The organism is Brachybacterium horti, from assembly GCF_054777615.1.
Genome location: NZ_BAAHAM010000003.1, coordinates 437792 through 454484, shown reverse-complemented (window position 1 = coordinate 454484; position 16693 = coordinate 437792). Strand labels below are relative to the sequence as shown.

Here is a 16693-nt window from a genome sequence, read left to right as displayed (position 1 = left end):
GCCGGGTCCGGCCCGGCCGTGCGAGGAGAGTCGATGACGCAGGGGAGCGCGCCGCAGGGCGCCGAGCACGAGGACCCTCGCCGTCGGATCCCGCGCACCGACGCGCTGCTCGCGCTGCCGGACGTGGAGCGGGCCCGCGCGAGCCTCGGCGAGACGGTGATCCGCGGGATCGTGCGCGCCGCCCAGGACCGTGCCCGTGCCGGGGAGATCACCCCCGAGCAGGTGGAGGACGCGGTGCTCGGCGCGATCGGCGACCACCCCGCCGCCTCGATGCGGCCCGTCCTCAACGCCACCGGCGTCATCGTCCACACGAACCTCGGCCGGGCGCCGCTCTCGGCACCGGCCCGCGCCGCCCTGCAGGACGCCGCCGGGTACACGGACGTCGAGCTCGACCTCATGACCGGTGCACGCTCCCGCCGCGGCGCCGGAGCACGCGCGGCGCTGCTCGCCGCCTGCCCCGCCGCGGAGGATGCCCTCGTCGTCAACAACGGTGCCGCGGCGCTGCTGCTCGCGACGACCGCGCTCGCCGCCGGGCGAGAGGTGGTGTGGAGCCGCGGGGAGATCGTCGAGATCGGCGCCGGGTTCCGCCTCGCGGATCTCGTCTCCTCCGCGGGGGCGCGCGTGCGCGAGGTCGGCACCACCAACCGCACCCACGCCGCGGACTACACTGCCGCCTGCGAGGACGGGCAGGTGGGCGCGCTGCTGAAGGTCCACACGAGCAACTACCGCATCGAGGGCTTCACGAGCGAGGTCGGCGTCGCGGAGCTCGCCGGGATCGCCCACGAGCACGGCCTGCCGCTCATCGCGGACCTCGGCTCGGGGCTGCTGCGGCCCGAGTCCGTGCTGCCCGGGGAGCCCGACGCGACCGCCGCCCTCGAGTCCGGGGCCGACGTCGTCATCACGAGCGGCGACAAGCTCCTGGGCGGCCCGCAGGCCGGGATCCTGCTGGGCACCGCCGCGACCATCGCCCGCCTCGCCCGGCACCCCCTCGCCCGTGCCGTGCGGGCGGACAAGCTCGCCCTCGCCGCGCTCGAGGCGACGCTCACCGGCCCCGTGCCGCCCGTCCTCGCGGCGCTGCGCACGGACCCCGCCGCGCTGCGCCGGCGCACGGAGGCACTCGCTGCGCGGATCGGCGGGGAGCTCGTCGCGCACGACGGTCGCGTGGGCGGGGGTGGCGGCGCCGAGGTGCCGCTCCCCGGCTGGGCGATCGCCCTCGAGCCCGAGCTCGCACCCGCCCTGCGCACGGGAGAGCCGGCCGTGGTGGGCGTGCTCTCCCAGGGACGGCTGCTGCTGGACCTGCGCTGTGTGCCCGAGGACCAGGAGGACGCTATCGTGGTCGCGGTGGACGCGGCGAGGGAGCACCGCTGATGCAGGTCGTCGCGACCGCCGGGCACGTGGACCACGGCAAGTCCACGCTGGTGCGTGCGCTGACCGGCATCGAGCCGGACCGCTGGGACGAGGAGCGCCGTCGCGGGCTCACGATCGACCTCGGCTTCGCCTGGACGACCCTGCCCTCCGGCGCCGAGGTCGCCGTCGTCGACGTCCCCGGCCACGAGCGCTTCCTCGGCAACATGCTCGCGGGGATCGGTCCCGCCCCGATCGTCTGCTTCGTCGTCGCGGCGGATGCCGGCTGGCAGGCGCAGTCCTCCGACCACCGCGACGCGATCGCCGCCCTCGGCATCGACCAGGGCCTGCTCGTCGTCACCCGCAGCGACCTCGCCCCGGACCGCGTCGAGGAGGTCACCGCGCAGGCCCGCGCCGAGCTTGCCGGGACGGGCCTCGTCCACGCGCCCGCCGTCGCCGTCTCCGCCCGCACCGGCGAGGGCCTGGACGCGCTGCGCGCCGCCCTCGACGACGTGCTCGCCGCCGCCCGCCGGCCGAGGCCGGAGGCGCCCGTGCGGCTGTGGGTGGACCGCGCCTTCACCATCACCGGCGCCGGGACCGTCGTCACCGGCACCCTCAGCGGGGGCACCCTGCGCACCGACGACACGCTCGAGCTCGCCGGGACGGGCGAGCCGCGGCGCGTCCAGGTGCGCGGGCTGCAGTCCCGCGGCGGTCAGGTCCCCGAGCTGGGTCCCGTGAGCCGCGCCGCCGTGAACCTCCGCGGCGTGGACGCGGACGACGTGACCCGGGGCGACGCCCTGCTCACCCCCGGGGCGTGGACGGCGACGGAGCTCCTGGACGTGCGGGCGACCGTCCCCGGCGCCTTCGCCGACGCGCCCGGGGAGCTCGTCGCCCACGTCGGCACGGCCGCCGTCCCGGTGCGCGTGCGACCGCTCGGCGAGGACCATGCGCGCCTCACCCTCGCCCGCCCGCTGCCGCTGCGGGTGGGCGACCGGCTGGTGCTGCGCGGCACGGGGGAGCAGACCCTCCGCAGCGGCGCCCTCGTGCTCGACGTCGACCCGCCCGCCCTCACGCGCCGCGGGGACGCCGCCCGCCGGGCCGACGCGCTCGCCGCGACCGGCGACGGCGGCGACCTCGCCGCGGAGGTCGCCCGACGCGGCGCGGTGCCCTCGGCCGTCCTCACCCGTCAGGGGGTGCAGGTGCCGGCCGTGCTGCCCGAGGGGGTGCAGCGGGTGGCCGACGGCCGCGGCGGCGAGCTGCTCGCCGCGGAAGCGGCGCTGGAGGACTGGACCGCGCGGCTGCGCGATCTCGTCGAGACCGAGCACCGGGAGCACCCGCTCTCCGCCGGCCTGCCCCGGAAGGCCGCGCTCGACGCCCTGGCCCGGGAGCCCGCGCCCCGCGGTGGAGGCGCACCGCCGCTGCCGGCACCCGCGCTGCTCGACCTCCTCGTGAGGCGCGCCGGCCTCGAGGAGCAGGACGGCCGGCTCCGCGATCCGGCACGGCAGGAGGGCCTCGGCGACGCCGAGGGAGCCGTCGCCGAGCTCGAGCGGCGACTGCGTGCGGAGCCCTTCCGGGCGCCCGAGGCGGACGACCTCGCCTCCCTGCACCTGGGCTCCGAGCAGCTCGCCGCCGCGGCGCGGCAGGGCCGCCTGCTGCGCCTGCCCGGCGAGGTGATCCTGCTGCCCACGGCGGCGGCCCTCGCCATGCGCGAGCTGTCCCGGCTCGAGCAGCCCTTCACGACCTCCCAGGCGCGGCAGGCCCTCGGCACCACACGGCGGGTCGTCATCCCGCTGCTCGAGCATCTCGACGCGCGGGGCTGGACCCGTCGCCTCGACGCCGGGCACCGTCAGGTGGCCCGCTGAACGGGAGTCCTCATCTCGGGGTGTGCTCTCCGCCCCGGGCGCCCAGCCACTGCTGGTGCGCGGTGACCAGCGCATGCTGCACCGCCGAGTGATCGGGGCCGCCGCTCAGCATCGAGGGCACCGTCGCGGGCTCCCACAGCGCCCGGATGGGCACGGCCGTGCCGTCGTGCAGCAGCGCGAACGCCACGAGCCGGCGGTCCCCCGGGGTGGGCGGCGCGATCCGCTGCAGCTGCTCCCATCGCACCGACTGCTCCGCGCCCACGAAGCCCGCCCACCGGAAGCCGGCGGCGTCGATCCGCAGCCGCGAGCGCCGGGCACCCCACAGCACGAACGCCCCGCCGCCCAGGGCGAGCACGGCAGGGATCAGCAGGGCGAGGAAGCCCGGCTCGCCAAGCACGAGCGTGAGCACCACCGCGGCGATCGCGGCGCCGACGCCGATCAGCATCACCAGGGGGCCGACGACGACGTTCACGCGGGAGCCGGCGGAGCGGAAGGTCGAATCCATGGCGCCACCCTAGGTGTAGTTGGTCATGACGTTGTCGACGCCGGTGTGGAGGCGTGAGGCCGGGGGCTGGTCGCCGCAGGCGGTGTGGGGTCGATGGTAGTTGTAGTGGTGGACCCAGACGCCGATCGCGTTCCGGCGCTCGCTCTCGGAGTCGTAGGCGCGGGCGTAGAGGCATTCCTCGGCCAGGATCCGCTGGTACCGCTCGATCTTCCCGTTGTGGCGGAACGTGTAGATCGTCGTCCGCTGGTGCCTGCCGATGAACGCGCAGATCGAACGGGTAAACCCCTTCGCCGTGTGGTTCACATCGTTGTCGGTGACCAGGCGAGAGATCCTCGTGCTGCCGTGCTCGGCGAAGAACACTCGGGCGCGGTGGAAGAACCCTTTCGTCGTGACAGCTTTCTCGTCCTCGAGGGCTTCGGTGTAGCCACTGCCGTCACGGAGCTTCCCGACCTTCTTCACGTCCATGTGGGCCATGTGCCCCAGATAGCGGGCGATGATCCTCCCCGGCGTGCGGAGGTCCTCTCCATCCGGGGTGATGTCCCGGACTGGGTTCAGCCCGAGCCGGTCCAGTCAGTGCGTCACCGTCCTCACAGTGCAGCGAACTCCATGACCGTCAGCGAGCTCGCGGGCGATCCGGCGGGCGGGCCTTCTCCTGGACTGCCGCCAGGACTCGATCAACTCCACCACGTCGACGGAAAGGCGAGTGGGACGGTGGGCGGGAGCGCTCGAGCGGTCCTCCAGACCGGACGGGCCGGCAGCTCGGTAACGGGTCACCCACTTCGACAGCGTCGAGCGGGCGATGCGGAACTCGGCGGCGACGTGCACGATCAACCGGCCCCGCTCGAGGACCTGGGCGACGGCGCGCTGTCTTCCAAGTGGCGTCAACGGGGCATGACGGTGGGTCATGGAACGGGTCCCCTCCTGCGAGATGGCTGTCGAGACACCACTCATCGTTCCGGTCAGGGACCCGTTCCTTCATCCCCGACCCCGTGACCACAACGTCATGACCCGCAACACCTAGGGGAGAGCCCCCATGGGGAGTCCTCCCCATCGCCGCGGGCCGCAAACCGGCCTAGTCTCGGGAGCACGTCAGGGACAGTGGGTCAGGACAGACAGGGACGGTGCCGCGATGAGCGGGTTCCACGGTGCGGACACGGAGCAGCTGCGCGAGCAGGCGGGGGCCTGCCTGCGCGGCTCGGGCACCCTGAGGGACCTCATCGGGACCACCTCCGCGATGGTCGGCGCGGTCGAGTGGACGGGCCCCGACGCGGACGCCTTCCGCGAGCGCTGGCAGTCCGAGGTGCGCGCCCAGCTCACCGCGCGGGCCGACGCCCTCCGCGCCCGGGCGGACGAGCTGACCGCCCAGGCCGAGGAGCAGGACGGCGCCTCCGGCGACGGCGACGGCGGCGGTCCCTTCGGCAGCCCCCTGCCGTTCCCCTTCCCCTTCCCCGTCGACCTGCCGGGACCGTGCGCGGTCCCGGGGGGCAGCGAGGCCCTGGGACCCCCGTTCTTCTACGGCGACCCCGGGTACGGCACCCGCGGGCAGATGTACGGCCAACAGCGTCCGGTCGGGGAGCAGTTCACCTGGGCCGACGATCTGTTCCCGGCCCAGGAGATCAGCAACGATGCGGGCACCCTGGATGCGCATGCCGGAGTGAACTACAGCGCCGGCGCGAGTCTGACCGAGGATCCCTACGGCAACCGCACCGGTACCGTCGGTGCCCGCGGGAGCCTCGAGGCAGGCGTCGACACGCACCTGAACGGTCCCTTCGGCACCGGGATCGACGCGAGCGCGCGAGTCGGCGCCGAATCCTATGCCGAGGCCGGTGGCACCGTCGGACCGGACGGGTACTCGTTCGGGGCCAAGGCGGGATCGGGTCTGTATGCGTCGCAGAGCGCCACGGTCGACGGACCGCTCGGAACCTCGGGCACCCTGACCCAGGACTACTTCGTGGGTGCCAACGCGGATGCCTCGCGGTACGCGCACCTGACGCGCAACGAGGATGGTCAGGCCAACGGGGTGACGTTCGGAGGCGGGGCGAACGCCTTCGCGGGCGCTCAGGTCACGCAGAAGTTCGAGCAGACGGGCCCGTTCGGCTGGTTCTCCGGGTCGACGTCGATCAGCGAGAAGGCGGGGGCGGGCGCCGGGGCCTCGGGAGGGGCGACGATCTCCACGGATGAGGTCTCGGTGAACGTCGGGGGCCAGCTCGCCGTCGAGCTCGGGCTCGGGGGCACGACCAGTCTCGCCGTTCATCCGAACGCCATCGTCAACACCTTCACCCCAGGGGATTACGACCTCGACGACGCGATCTCCGACGCCTCCGGGGCCTTCGACGGCGCTCGTGATGCCGTGGGCAGCACGGTGAGCGCGATCAACCCCTTCGACTGAGCCCGAGACGGGACCCACGCTCAGCGCACCCGCGTCCTGGCGGCCTCAGCGCCTCTGGCCGTGATGCATCCACCATCCGCGGTGGGCGTCCGTGATCGCCTGAGCGGTACGGAGGTATCCGGCATCGGCGCTGTTGCCGCCCTCGCCCCCGGACATGCTCACCGCGGTGACCGGGACGACGGCGCCGTCCCGCAGGTGCAGACGGACGCTGCGCGGACCGCGGCGAGCGGTCGGGACCTCGACCCCTTGGATCGCGGAGAAGGGAACAGTGCGCGGGGCGCTCGTGAGCGTGCGCCAGGTGACGGCGTCCCCGGTGAGCTCGACCCGGCTGTGCCGTCCCGCGAGATGCAGGAGCAGCCCGGCGACCAGGCCGACCGGCACGAACAGCAGCATCAGCAGCACCGCTGCGTCCCCGCTGGTCGCCCAGAGGACCAGGGGGAGAGGGGCGAAGAGCAGCACCGCGATCAGGGCGACGAACGGGCCGATCCACATCATCATCGTCGCGGCGCCGGAGCGGAACGTCTGGGTCTGCATGAGGACGAGTCTGTCAGAGCACACGGAGCAGCACATGCCGACGGCGCCCCCTGTAGACAGGAGGCGCCGTCGGGACGCGCAGAGGTGCTGGCCCTGATCAGCCCTGGTTGCGGGGCTGCTTCACGGGCGGCTCGCCCAGCTCGGCGTCCTCGGTGCTGATCGCGTCGACGTCGCCGCCGGCGATCTCGAGCGCCTCGATGCGGCCCAGCGCCATGAGGTCGCCGCGGGCGGCCTCGAGGTGGCCGGCGGCGGCCTCCGGGGCGCGGAGGGTCACCGAGAGCACGGGCGTCTTCTGGGAGACCTTCGCGTCGGACTTCAGGCGGCGCACGACGATCGCGGCCTGGGCCACGGTGTCCAGCAGTGCGGCGTCCTGCCTCTGGGCGGCGGCGCGCAGCGGCTCGGCCACGGGCCAGGGCTGCGTGTGCACGCTGCCGCCGCGCCACCACGACCACACCTCCTCGGTCGCGAAGACGATCACGGGCGCGAACAGGCGCAGCTGCACCTCGAGCGCGATCGCGAGCGCCGCGCGGGCCGAGTCGGCACCGGCCTGGCCGGAGGGGGCGTTGCCGTGGGCACGCTCCTTGACCAGCTCGATGTAGTCGTCGCAGAACGCCCAGAAGAACGGCTCGACGAGCTCGAGCACCCGCGCGTAGTCCATGTCCTCGAAGGCGGTGGTGGACTGCTCGACGACCTCGGCGAGGTTCGCCAGCAGCGCCCGGTCCAGCGGCTCGGTGACCGCGGCCGGGTCGGCCGCGAGGGCGCCCGAGGGATCCGCGGGGGCCTCGCCGAAGCCGAGCGCGAACTTCGAGGCGTTGAGGATCTTGATCGCGAGACGGCGACCGATCTTCATCTGGCCCTCGTCGAACGCGGTGTCCACGCCCTGACGGGCACGGCCGGCCCAGTAGCGCACGCCGTCGGAGCCGTGCTGCTCGAGCAGGCCGATCGGGGTGACGACGTTGCCCTTGGACTTCGACATCTTCTTGCGGTCCGGGTCGAGGATCCAGCCGTTGATCGAGGCGTGCTTCCACGGCAGGGCGTCCTGCTGCAGGTGCGAGCGCACGATCGTCGAGAACAGCCAGGTGCGGATGATGTCGTGGCCCTGGGGGCGCAGGTCCATCGGGTACACCTTGGAGAACAGCTCCGGATCGGAGTTCCAGCCGCCCGCGAGCTGCGGGGTGAGCGAGGAGGTCGCCCAGGTGTCGAGGATGTCGGGATCCGCGACGAAGCCTCCGGCCTGGCCGCGCTGCTCCTCGGTGAAGCCCTCGGGCACGTCGATCGTGGGGTCGATCGGGAGGCGGTCGACGGACGGGGTGAGCACGGTGTCGTAGTCGGTCTCGCCGTCCGCGCCCACGCCGTACCAGACGGGGAAGGGGACGCCGAAGAAGCGCTGGCGGGAGATCAGCCAGTCGCCGGCGAGGCCCTCGACCCAGTTGCGGTAGCGGGACTCCATGTGCGCCGGGTGCCAGGTCAGCTCGCGACCGCGGGCGATGAGCTCGTCGCGCAGGCCGCCCTCGGAGCCGTCGCGGCCGCCGTTGGTGAGGTACCACTGGCGGGAGGTCACGTACTCGAGCGGCTTGTCGCCGTTCTCGTAGAACTTCACCGGGTGGGAGATCTTCTCGATCTCGCCGGTGAGGTCGCCGGACTCCGTCGCCATCTCCACGACGCGCTTCTGCGCGCTGAACACGGTGAGACCGGCGAGCTCGGCGTAGTTCGCCTGCCCCTCGGGGGTGGTGATCCACGGGGCCTCGGGCAGGAAGCGGCCGTCGCGGCCGATCACCGAACGGGTGGGCAGCTCGAGCTCGCGCCACCAGGTGACGTCGTTCGCGTCGCCGAAGGTGCAGATCATCGCGATGCCGGCGCCCTTGTCGGGCTGGGCGAGGGGATGGGCGAGCACGGGCACCTCGACGCCGAACAGCGGCGAGGTGACGGTCGTGCCGAACAGGCCCTGGTAGCGCTCGTCGTCGGGGTGGGCGACGAGGGCCACGCACGCGGGCAGCAGCTCGGGTCGGGTGGTCGCGATGACGACCTTCTTCCCGGAGCCGTCCGTGCGGGTGAAGCCGAGGCGGTGGTACGCGCCGTCGCGGTCGCGGTCCTCCTGCTCGGCCTGGGCGACGGCGGTGCGGTAGGTGACGTCCCACATCGTGGGGGCCTCGGACTGGTAGGCCTGGCCGGCGGCGAGGTTCTCGAGGAACGCGCGCTGGCTCGTGGCGCGGGAGTGCGCGTTGATGGTCTGGTAGCCGTGCTTCCAGTCCACCGAGAGGCCCAGGGTGCGGAAGACGTCCTCGAAGGACTTCTCGTCGATCTCGGTGAGGCGCTCGCACAGCTCGATGAAGTTGCGGCGGGAGATCGGCAGCTGGTTCGCGGCCTTCGCGGACTTGTTGTCGCCGCCCTCCTGCGGGGGCGTGAAGTCCGGGTCGTAGGGCAGCGACGGGTCGCAGCGCACCCCGTAGTAGTTCTGCACGCGGCGCTCGGTGGGCAGGCCGTTGTCGTCCCAGCCCAGCGGGTAGAAGATGTTCTTCCCGCGCATGCGCTGGTAGCGGACGATCATGTCCGCCTGCGAGTAGCCGAACACGTGGCCCACGTGCAGGGAGCCCGAGGCCGTGGGCGGCGGGGTGTCGACGCTGAACACCTGGTCGCGGGTGGTCTCCGGATCGAAGGCGTAGAGCTTCTGCTCGCTCCATACGCCGTCCCACTTCTCCTCGAGCCCCTCGAGGGAGGGCCGATCGGGGATGGCGGCGGGCTGGCGTGGTGCGGTATCGGTCATGGGGGCCATTGTTCCAGGCCCGCGCCCGCACGCAACGTCGATCCCGCTCCCTGGAGCGTCGGGTGCGCCACGCCCGGGCCGGGTTAGCGATCCCGGCGCCCGAGGCGGAAGAACCCGAAACTGATGGCGAGATGTGCAAGCGTCGCCACACCGAACCCGGCAGTCCACGCCCAATCCTCGTTCGTCGATCTCGATTCGTCGACGATGCTCCCGTCGGTGGCGATGACGGCTATCTCCAGTGCGAACATGGCGGCGAAGACGCCGGTGACGACCAGGGCCAGCGCCCCGAACCCGAATGCCCATGAGCGCGGGATGCTCTCCGACGGGTCCGCACCGTTGAGCAGCGCCCAGAAGTACCTCCAGAATCCGAAGGGCGCGAGCTCCTCACGGCCAGGCGCCGAGGGCGTCCGATCGAGTGCACCGATCGCCTCGGGAGGCACCCCGAGGACGTCCACGAGAGTCGCGAGCGGATCACCGGGGACGTCGTCCGAACGGAACAGGGCGCGGAGCCGCGCCGAATCGACGGGGCGGTCCCGACTCAACCGCGCGAACTCCTCGGTGATCTCGTCCCGAACCTCCCACCCGCTCAGGGCAGGCTCGGTCCACGACGAGCTCCAGACCATCGAGGCGAGCATGCGAGATCGATGGAAGACCATGGCGCCGCTGGTCGCTCCCTCACCGCGCCACAGGAGGAGCACCCGCCGCCTGCGGTGTCCGAGGTTTCCTGCCTGGAGCGCCGTCCCGACGATGATCGCGAGCTCGTCGGATGTCTCGGCGTCGGTGGTGGGCTGCAGAAGGGACCAGCCGTCGTCGAGGGCGGAGAGCTCCACGGGGACGAGAGTCGCCGTGGCCAAGGACCCCGCTGCACGCATCCGCTTCTCGGGGATCTGCGCCAGGACGACGGCCGTGCGGGGCTGCGGCGGGTCGATGTCCGGGAGACCGACCGCGGATCCCAGATCCTGTGCGAGGTCGTCGGGGTCGGGGCGAGCCGCGATCCGGGAGATGAGCACGTCAAGATGGTCGGGGCTCAGCTCCAACACATCGGTGAGTGCATCGACGATCGTCGGTGGCACGGTCAATTCGTCCGTGCGAGGAATCTCTGACGCCGGGACCCATCTCAGCGCGGTCGATCGTGAGTCTGTCCTGACGACCAGCGTGACCTCGACGTCCAGATCGAGGAGGATCGATGGGAGGTTCGGGGGAAGGGCGTCCTCGTCCTCCACGACTGCCGCCGTCCACCCGCGCTCTGAGCCCGGCGACACCGATGCGGTCGGATCCTCCGCGAGGAGCCGGAGCACATCAGCGTGCGGAAGGCGGATGAGAGCGAGCACCGACGGATACTAAGCGAACACGCCCATCAGAGCGCCGAAGGGGCCCGGCCCACGGGGGCTCGGGCTGGAGGAGACGGAGGGAGAGACGGGAATGCGTACGGAGATGACGCGGCGCGAACGCGAAGCGGCCGAGCAGACGGACTCAGACCTGAAGCTGGTCGCCCGCGAGATCGCGCCGTTCATGCGGTCCCGGGGCTTCGCGAAGGCGGGGCCCGTCACCTGGCGCCGTGATCGCCCGGAGCTCCAGAGCCGGCTCTCCCTCAGAGCAGGCACTCCTGCGCAGGGCCCTTTCGCCAAGATCAGCGGCACAGTCCACGTCGAGCTCGTCGCCTCGCCCCCGGGGCCACGGTTCCGGGAGAGCATCATCCGCACGCATCCCGAGATCATGAGCCGCGACGACGCGTACCTGATCCGTGACGCCGACGATCGAACCGCCCTCCTCGAGGATCTGACGACCCAGCTCGTCCCCTGGCTCCTCCACTACGACTCCTTCGACGCGATGTGGAGAGCGCTTCTCCACGGCGAGCCGCCTGCTGCTGGGGGAGGGCGCAGCGAGGGCGGGAAGAGACGTTCCTGGGCCTTCCGCGCGCTCGAGATCGCTTGCTTCGACGTGGACGATCCGAGGTACGTCGACGAGGCCATCGAGTACTGCAACACGGAAGGATTCGTGTTCGACCTCGACCGGTTCGACGGGCCCATGGCAACGATCGGTGCACGGGTCGCCACCCGTCGGTGACACCGGTCTCCTCACCTCGAGCTGACGCCCTGCCCGCGTCTGTCGCCCCGCCGTACCGTGGGCGCATGGCCCTCACCCGCATCGCCCTGGTCTCCGACGTGCACGGCAACCTCACCGCCTACGAGGCGGTCCTCGCTGACATCGCCTCCCGTGGCGTCACCCGGGTGATCAACCTCGGCGACGTCGTCGGGAAGGGCCCGCGCGGCGCGGCCTGCACGGACCTCACCCGGGAGCGCTGCGAGGCGACGGTGCGCGGGAACTGGGAGGTGTTCGTCGCGAGCCCCGAGGCGCCGGAGGGGGAGGGGCCCGCGTGGTGGCACGGCGAGCTCGGTGCGGAGCGGCGCGACTGGCTGCTGGGCCTCCCGGGCAGCCTCGACCTGCGGCTCTCGGGCCGGATCGTGCGGCTCGTGCACGCCTCGCCGATCGACGAGTTCACCCGGGTGCACCGCGACCCGGACCCGGAGACCTTCGCGATGATGTTCGAGCCGACGCCGTTCACCGGGGACGGCCCGTCGGCGGACGTGCTCGTCTACGGCGACATCCACGACGCCTTCCTCGAGATGCAGGGGGAGCGGACGCTCGTCAACGTCGGCAGCGTCGGCAACCCGCTCGACGGCCCCGTCCCCTCGTACGTGATCCTCGAGGGGGACGACGGGGCCGACGGGGCCGTACCGTTCGGCGTGCAGTTCGTGCGCGTCCCCTACGACGTCGAGGCCGAGATCGCCGTCGCCCACGAGCGGGTCATGCCCGCCGCGGAGGCCTGGGAGATCGAGCTGCGCACGGGGATCTACCGCGGGCGGCACGCGGCGCTCGGACTCACGGCCGCCTGATCCTCGCGAGCCCGCTCGTCCTGCGCTGTCGGCGGCGACCCCTCCGGAGTCTTCGCCGGTCGGGTGCCCACGGGACGCCGGCGGAGCTCAGTCGCCGACGACGTGCAGCGCCTCCGCCCCGTCGCCCGGGGTGGGGAAGCTCGGGCTCAGCGGCACGGCGGCGGCCGGCACGGTGGTGCCGTCGTGGTCGAGAACACGCAGCGTCGGCCCCCATGCCAGGGCGCCGGTCGCCATCACGACCGCCTCGCCGTCGGGTCCCATGAACAGCGCGAACGTCGCGGGGAGGTCCTCGTCGAGGGGCTCGGGTGCGGTCCGGGCGAGAGCGGCGGCGTCGGCGTGGCGGAGCCAGAACGACGAGTCGCAGGGCCAGCACGTGACCCCGGCAGGGGTGGACAAGCTCTGCGGGTTGAGGAGGACATCGGCGCCGCCGCGGACGCAGTTCCGCGCGTCCTCCGCGGTGAGGCCCGCCTCCCGCAGGGCGCACAGCGCCCCGTCGAGATGGCGGAGGTAGAGGTGCGCACCGTTCTCGACGAGGTCACCCGGTGCCAGGTCCCCGTAGGCATCGCCGGGTGAGGCGTGCGTCGAGGCATCGGCGGTCAGACCGGCGAAGGAGTCGGGCGAGAGACCGCGGCTCAGCTCGTAGGTGCGGGACCCGCGCGGGAGAAACCTCCGAGCGCTCACGTGCACCTCTCCTGTCGGTCGAGCGCACCCCGTGCAGGGTGCGTGGTGGCCCGGTGCAGCCGCCCGCGCCTCAGGGTATCCGCGTGGTCCACTCCGCGGTGCCGAACTTGGTGCGCACCAGCTCGCGGGCCGCCTCGAGCTCCGCCTCGGTGTACGCGGAGTCCGTCGTCGCGTAGCGGGAGCGGAAGACGTCCAGGAAGCCCGCGATGATCTCGTCGCGCGGCAGGCCCGTCTGCGAGCGGATCGGGTCCACGCGCTTGTTCGCGCTCTTCGTGCCCTTGTCGGAGAGCTTCTCCCGGCCGATCCGCAGCACCTCGCCCATCTTCTTCGCGTCGATGTCGTAGCTCATGGTCACGTGGTGCAGCAGCACGCCGCCCGCGAAGCGGCGCTGAGCGGCGCCGCCGATCTTGCCCTGCTCCGAGGCGATGTCGTTGAGCGGGACGTAGCGGGCCTTCACCCCGATCTCCGCGAGCGCCGCCATCACCCAGTCGTCGAGATAGGCGTAGGCCTGCTCGAAGCTGAGGCCCTCGACGAGCGAGGTGGGGACCACGAGCGAGTAGGTGATGCAGTTGCCCTGCTCCATGAACATGGCGCCGCCGCCGGTGATGCGCCGCACCACGTCGATGCCGTGGCGGGCGGCGCCCTCCGCGTCGATCTCGTTGCGCAGCGACTGGTAGGAGCCGATCACCACGCACGCCTCGTCCCAGTCCCAGATCCGGAACAGGGGCGCCCGGCGACCCGCGGCGACCTCGTGGGGGAGCACCTCGTCGAGGGCGACGTGCATCGCCGGCGGCAGCACCTGCGGGCCGATGACGTCGAAGGTGAGGTCGTCCCAGGAGCTCGCCTGGCCCAGGGCGCGGCGGGCGGCGATCGCGACCGCCTCCGCGTCGAAGCCGATCATCTGCACGCCGCCGGGCAGCGCCTCGAGGCGGGTGGTGATCGCGGCGGTCGCCGCGGGGGAGGAGACGTCCGCGGGCAGGCCCACGAGCGCCGCGTCGATCTCCTCGAGCGCATGGTCCGGCTCGAGGAAGAAGTCACCGAACACGTGGGCGGAGGCGATCCTGCCCTCGTCGATGGTGAGGTCCACCGAGACGAGCTTCCCGCCGCGGACCTTGTACTCCCCGTGCCGCACCGCGGCCCCTGCGCTCTCCGTCATGGCACCATCCTGGCGCACCGGGGCGGCAGGTGGCGGCGTGAGATCGCCGACGGCTGCGCGGATCCTCAGCCGCGCAGGTCCCGCAGGGGGATCGTCAGCGAGCGCAGGGCCCGGTGGACCTCCCACACGAAGTCGGAGGTGGACTGACCCTTCCCGGGGGCGACCGCGTAGGACTCGGGTGCCAGCTCCGCGGTCGCCTCGCGGGTCACGCGCGGCACGAGGGAGGTCCACGGCGCGGCGCCGCCCACCGAGATCCGGTAGAGCACCTCCGGGTCGCCGTCGGCCTCGACGAGCCGCAGGGCGAGGGTCGTCGAGGTGAGCGCCGGCTGTCGGCGGGCGGGAGCGAGGGCGAAGCCGCGCTCGGCGAGCAGGGTCGGATGGAACAGGGCCCACAGCAGCAGGCGGGCACCCTCCACCTCGGGGGAGACGGCCGTGCCGATCAGCTCCGGGGGGTCCGGGAGCAGGGACGGATCGGCCCGCCAGGCGGCGGCGTCACGGGCGAGCGCGTCGAGCCGCTCGTCGGCCTGCGCGATCTCCGCAGGATCCTCGAGGGAGCCGATGCCGAGCGGGATCGGGGTGCGGGTGCCGCGGCGGGCGTGCACGAGGGTGCCGCGATCCGCCTCGCCCAGCTCGAGCCCGGCGCGGGCGCGGGTCACGCCGGCCTGGAGGTGCGCGCCCACCTGGCCGCGGCGGGTGGAGAAGCGGGGCGAGGTGTTCAGCAGCTCGCGGCTCGCGCGGCGCAGCAGCTCGAGGTGGCCGTGGAGCTCCTCCGCGACCCGCGGGGAGGTGAGCAGGGCGCGGGCGTCGAGCGGGTACTGGACCACGGGCGAGCCGGCGTTCTCCCCGATCTCGCCGATCGTCTCCCAGAGGTCCTTGTGGCCGGGATCGGCCTTCGCGAGCTTCCTCCCGATGCGGCTCCAGGTGGAGACCACGATCGCGGGCACCGCGGGGGTGGTCGCCTCGAGCTGGGCGGTGGCCTCCGCGGCGGTGCGGCGCTGGGCGTCAGCGTCGTGGCTGCGCACGATGCTGACGATCGCGTCCTGCGGGTCCGGGCCCAGCGCGGCGGCGATGCGCACGAGGCGCGCGGTGCTCAGCGGCGACTGCACGCGCACGGCGACGCCGAGGCGGGCCGCGTCCTCCGCGGCGCCGTCCTCGGGCAGGAGGTCCGCGACGAGGTCGGGGGAGGAGCGGCGGGGGCGGGGGTCCGCGACGATCGCGCCGGTCTCCCGCTCGCTGCGCGCGATCGTGCGCAGGAACGCCTCCCGGCTGCGCGGCGCCATGAGCACGAACTCGAGCATGTGGCTCAGCATGAGCTCCACATGGGCGGTGTGGTCGCGGTGGGAGGCGAGGTCCGGGGAGGAGACGGCCTTGTCCACGGCATAGGTCGTCATCTGGCCGACGGTCGCATACGAGCGGGCCATGGTCCTCCTTCAGGGGGCGCGGGCGGGGAGTCGTCCATCATCGCACCACCCGGGGTGTCCCCTATGCCCGGTCCGGCCCCTGGTCGGGCTCGTCCCCCCGCCCCGCCCCGCGGGCGGGTTCCTTCCCCCGCGCGTACACCTGCCGCACGAGGTCCTCGATCGCGGGCTCGGTGAGGGCGAGGTCCCGGATGCCCGCCTGCGCACCGATCGCCTCGAGCAGCGCGGGCACGGTCAGCGCCGTGCCCGAGAAGCGGATGCGGTGGCGGATCCCCTCGGCCTCGACGGCGTCGGTCGCGGCCCCGGCGGGCAGGGCCAGGGTCTCCCTCGGCTCGGCGAGGTCCACGATCAGCTCGCGCGGGGAGTCGAGGTGCTCGCGGAACGCGGTGATCGTGCCGTCGAAGGCGACGCTGCCGTGGTTGACGACCGCGATCCGCTCGCACAGCCGCTCCACGTCGCCCATGTCGTGGGTCGTGAGGAAGAGCGTGGTGCCGCGCTCGGCGCGGTCCTCCTGCAGGAAGCGGCGCAGTCCCTCCTTGGAGACCATGTCCAGCCCGATCGTCGGCTCGTCGAGCACCACGAGGGCGGGGGAGTGCAGCAGCGCGGCGGCGACCTCGCCGCGCATCCGCTGGCCCAGCGACAGCTGGCGCACGGGCCGGTCCAGGAACTCCTCGAGGCCCAGGCCCTCCACGAGCCGCTCGAGCCGCCGCTCCCGCGCCGAGTCGGTCAGGCGGTGCATCGCGGCGAGGATCCGGTAGGACTCGCGCAGCGGCAGGTCCCACCACAGCTGTGAGCGCTGGCCGAAGACGACGCCGATCTCCCGCGCCAGGTGCCGCCGCTCGGGGACCGGCTCGCGGCCCAGCACGCTCACGCTCCCGGAGGTGGGGCGCAGGATGCCGGTCATCATCTTGATCGTCGTCGACTTGCCTGCGCCGTTCGCGCCGACGAAGCCGACGGCCTCCCCGCGCCGCACGGTGAGGGTGAGGTCGTCCACGGCGCGCACGGTGCGCCGCTCACGGCGCAGGGAGCCGGGGCGACGGGAGCGCACGGCGAAGTCGCGGCGCAGGGCGTCCAGGACGACAGCCGGGGCGTCGCCGGCCGCGGCGGGGGAGTCGGTGGTCGAGGTGGGGGACGTGGTCATGG

The 16693-nt window shown here is 73.0% G+C and carries 13 protein-coding genes and 1 pseudogene; 5 read left to right on the top strand and 9 right to left on the bottom strand.

Translation table 11 applies throughout. From position 1 onward, the window contains the following. Positions 1–33 precede the first annotated feature (33 nt). Complete coding sequence (gene selA / locus ACYVAP_RS11480) at positions 34–1368, top strand: L-seryl-tRNA(Sec) selenium transferase (protein ID WP_498860726.1); 1335 nt, start codon at positions 34–36, stop codon at positions 1366–1368. Beyond that, complete coding sequence (gene selB / locus ACYVAP_RS11475) at positions 1368–3206, top strand: selenocysteine-specific translation elongation factor (RefSeq protein ID WP_498860725.1); 1839 nt, start codon at positions 1368–1370, stop codon at positions 3204–3206. The genes selA and selB overlap by 1 nt, the downstream gene beginning before the upstream one ends. Before the next feature lie 10 nt (positions 3207–3216). Here selB and ACYVAP_RS11470 read toward each other — a convergent pair whose 3' ends face one another. Continuing rightward, complete coding sequence (locus ACYVAP_RS11470) at positions 3217–3711, bottom strand: hypothetical protein (RefSeq protein WP_498860724.1); 495 nt, start codon at positions 3709–3711, stop codon at positions 3217–3219. 9 nt (positions 3712–3720) lie between these two features. Continuing rightward, a pseudogene (locus ACYVAP_RS11465) lies at positions 3721–4617 on the bottom strand (helix-turn-helix domain-containing protein). 223 nt (positions 4618–4840) lie between these two features. Here ACYVAP_RS11465 and ACYVAP_RS11460 point away from each other — a divergent pair. Further along, on the top strand, positions 4841–6100 hold the full coding sequence (locus tag ACYVAP_RS11460; protein WP_498860723.1) for a hypothetical protein: 1260 nt from the start codon (positions 4841–4843) through the stop codon (positions 6098–6100). Between the two features lie 45 nt (positions 6101–6145). On the opposite strand, the gene ACYVAP_RS11455 is transcribed toward ACYVAP_RS11460, so the two are convergent. The 3 genes from ACYVAP_RS11455 to ACYVAP_RS11445 all read right to left on the bottom strand — a co-directional run bounded on the left by ACYVAP_RS11455 (position 6146) and on the right by ACYVAP_RS11445 (position 10729). Beyond that, positions 6146–6634: a PH domain-containing protein gene (locus tag ACYVAP_RS11455; RefSeq protein ID WP_264450079.1), complete on the bottom strand. Its 489-nt coding sequence runs from the start codon at positions 6632–6634 to the stop codon at positions 6146–6148. Positions 6635–6731: 97 nt separating this feature from the next. Continuing rightward, on the bottom strand, positions 6732–9398 hold the full coding sequence (gene valS / locus ACYVAP_RS11450; protein ID WP_498860722.1) for a valine--tRNA ligase: 2667 nt from the start codon (positions 9396–9398) through the stop codon (positions 6732–6734). A gap of 83 nt (positions 9399–9481) precedes the next feature. Further along, entirely contained in the window at positions 9482–10729 is a 1248-nt protein-coding gene (locus ACYVAP_RS11445) for a hypothetical protein (protein ID WP_498860721.1), read from the bottom strand. 385 nt (positions 10730–11114) lie between these two features. Here ACYVAP_RS11445 and ACYVAP_RS11440 point away from each other — a divergent pair, with 385 nt between their 5' ends. Continuing rightward, positions 11115–11465, top strand: coding sequence for a hypothetical protein (locus tag ACYVAP_RS11440; protein ID WP_264450082.1), 351 nt, complete (start codon positions 11115–11117; stop codon positions 11463–11465). Positions 11466–11530: 65 nt separating this feature from the next. Next, on the top strand, positions 11531–12295 hold the full coding sequence (locus ACYVAP_RS11435; protein ID WP_498860720.1) for a metallophosphoesterase family protein: 765 nt from the start codon (positions 11531–11533) through the stop codon (positions 12293–12295). A gap of 87 nt (positions 12296–12382) precedes the next feature. On the opposite strand, the gene ACYVAP_RS11430 is transcribed toward ACYVAP_RS11435, so the two are convergent. From ACYVAP_RS11430 to ACYVAP_RS11415, 4 genes are all read right to left on the bottom strand, one after another. Next, complete coding sequence (locus tag ACYVAP_RS11430) at positions 12383–12976, bottom strand: hypothetical protein (RefSeq protein ID WP_498860719.1); 594 nt, start codon at positions 12974–12976, stop codon at positions 12383–12385. Between the two features lie 70 nt (positions 12977–13046). Continuing rightward, complete coding sequence (lplAB, locus tag ACYVAP_RS11425) at positions 13047–14132, bottom strand: lipoate-protein ligase LplAB (RefSeq protein ID WP_498860718.1); 1086 nt, start codon at positions 14130–14132, stop codon at positions 13047–13049. A 65-nt stretch (positions 14133–14197) separates the two neighbouring features. Further along, a complete protein-coding gene (locus tag ACYVAP_RS11420) occupies positions 14198–15553 on the bottom strand; it encodes a hypothetical protein (protein WP_498860717.1) in 1356 nt (451 codons plus the stop codon). A gap of 61 nt (positions 15554–15614) precedes the next feature. Then, the gene (locus ACYVAP_RS11415) at positions 15615–16691 is read right to left on the bottom strand and encodes an ABC transporter ATP-binding protein (RefSeq protein WP_498860716.1); all 1077 of its coding nucleotides are present in this window, start codon (positions 16689–16691) and stop codon (positions 15615–15617) included. Positions 16692–16693 lie beyond the last annotated feature (2 nt).

Excerpts from the sequence above, each read along its gene's own strand:
- selA (WP_498860726.1), top strand. The coding sequence starts at position 34 with ATGACGCAGGGGAGCGCGCCGCAGGGCGCCGAGCACGAGGACCCTCGC.
- selB (WP_498860725.1), top strand. The coding sequence starts at position 1,368 with ATGCAGGTCGTCGCGACCGCCGGGCACGTGGACCACGGCAAGTCCACG.
- ACYVAP_RS11470 (WP_498860724.1), bottom strand. The coding sequence starts at position 3,711 with ATGGATTCGACCTTCCGCTCCGCCGGCTCCCGCGTGAACGTCGTCGTC.
- ACYVAP_RS11460 (WP_498860723.1), top strand. The coding sequence starts at position 4,841 with ATGAGCGGGTTCCACGGTGCGGACACGGAGCAGCTGCGCGAGCAGGCG.
- ACYVAP_RS11455 (WP_264450079.1), bottom strand. The coding sequence starts at position 6,634 with ATGCAGACCCAGACGTTCCGCTCCGGCGCCGCGACGATGATGATGTGG.
- valS (WP_498860722.1), bottom strand. The coding sequence starts at position 9,398 with ATGACCGATACCGCACCACGCCAGCCCGCCGCCATCCCCGATCGGCCC.
- ACYVAP_RS11440 (WP_264450082.1), top strand. The coding sequence starts at position 11,115 with ATGAGCCGCGACGACGCGTACCTGATCCGTGACGCCGACGATCGAACC.
- ACYVAP_RS11435 (WP_498860720.1), top strand. The coding sequence starts at position 11,531 with ATGGCCCTCACCCGCATCGCCCTGGTCTCCGACGTGCACGGCAACCTC.
- lplAB (WP_498860718.1), bottom strand. The coding sequence starts at position 14,132 with ATGACGGAGAGCGCAGGGGCCGCGGTGCGGCACGGGGAGTACAAGGTC.
- ACYVAP_RS11420 (WP_498860717.1), bottom strand. The coding sequence starts at position 15,553 with ATGGCCCGCTCGTATGCGACCGTCGGCCAGATGACGACCTATGCCGTG.
- ACYVAP_RS11415 (WP_498860716.1), bottom strand. The coding sequence starts at position 16,691 with ATGACCACGTCCCCCACCTCGACCACCGACTCCCCCGCCGCGGCCGGC.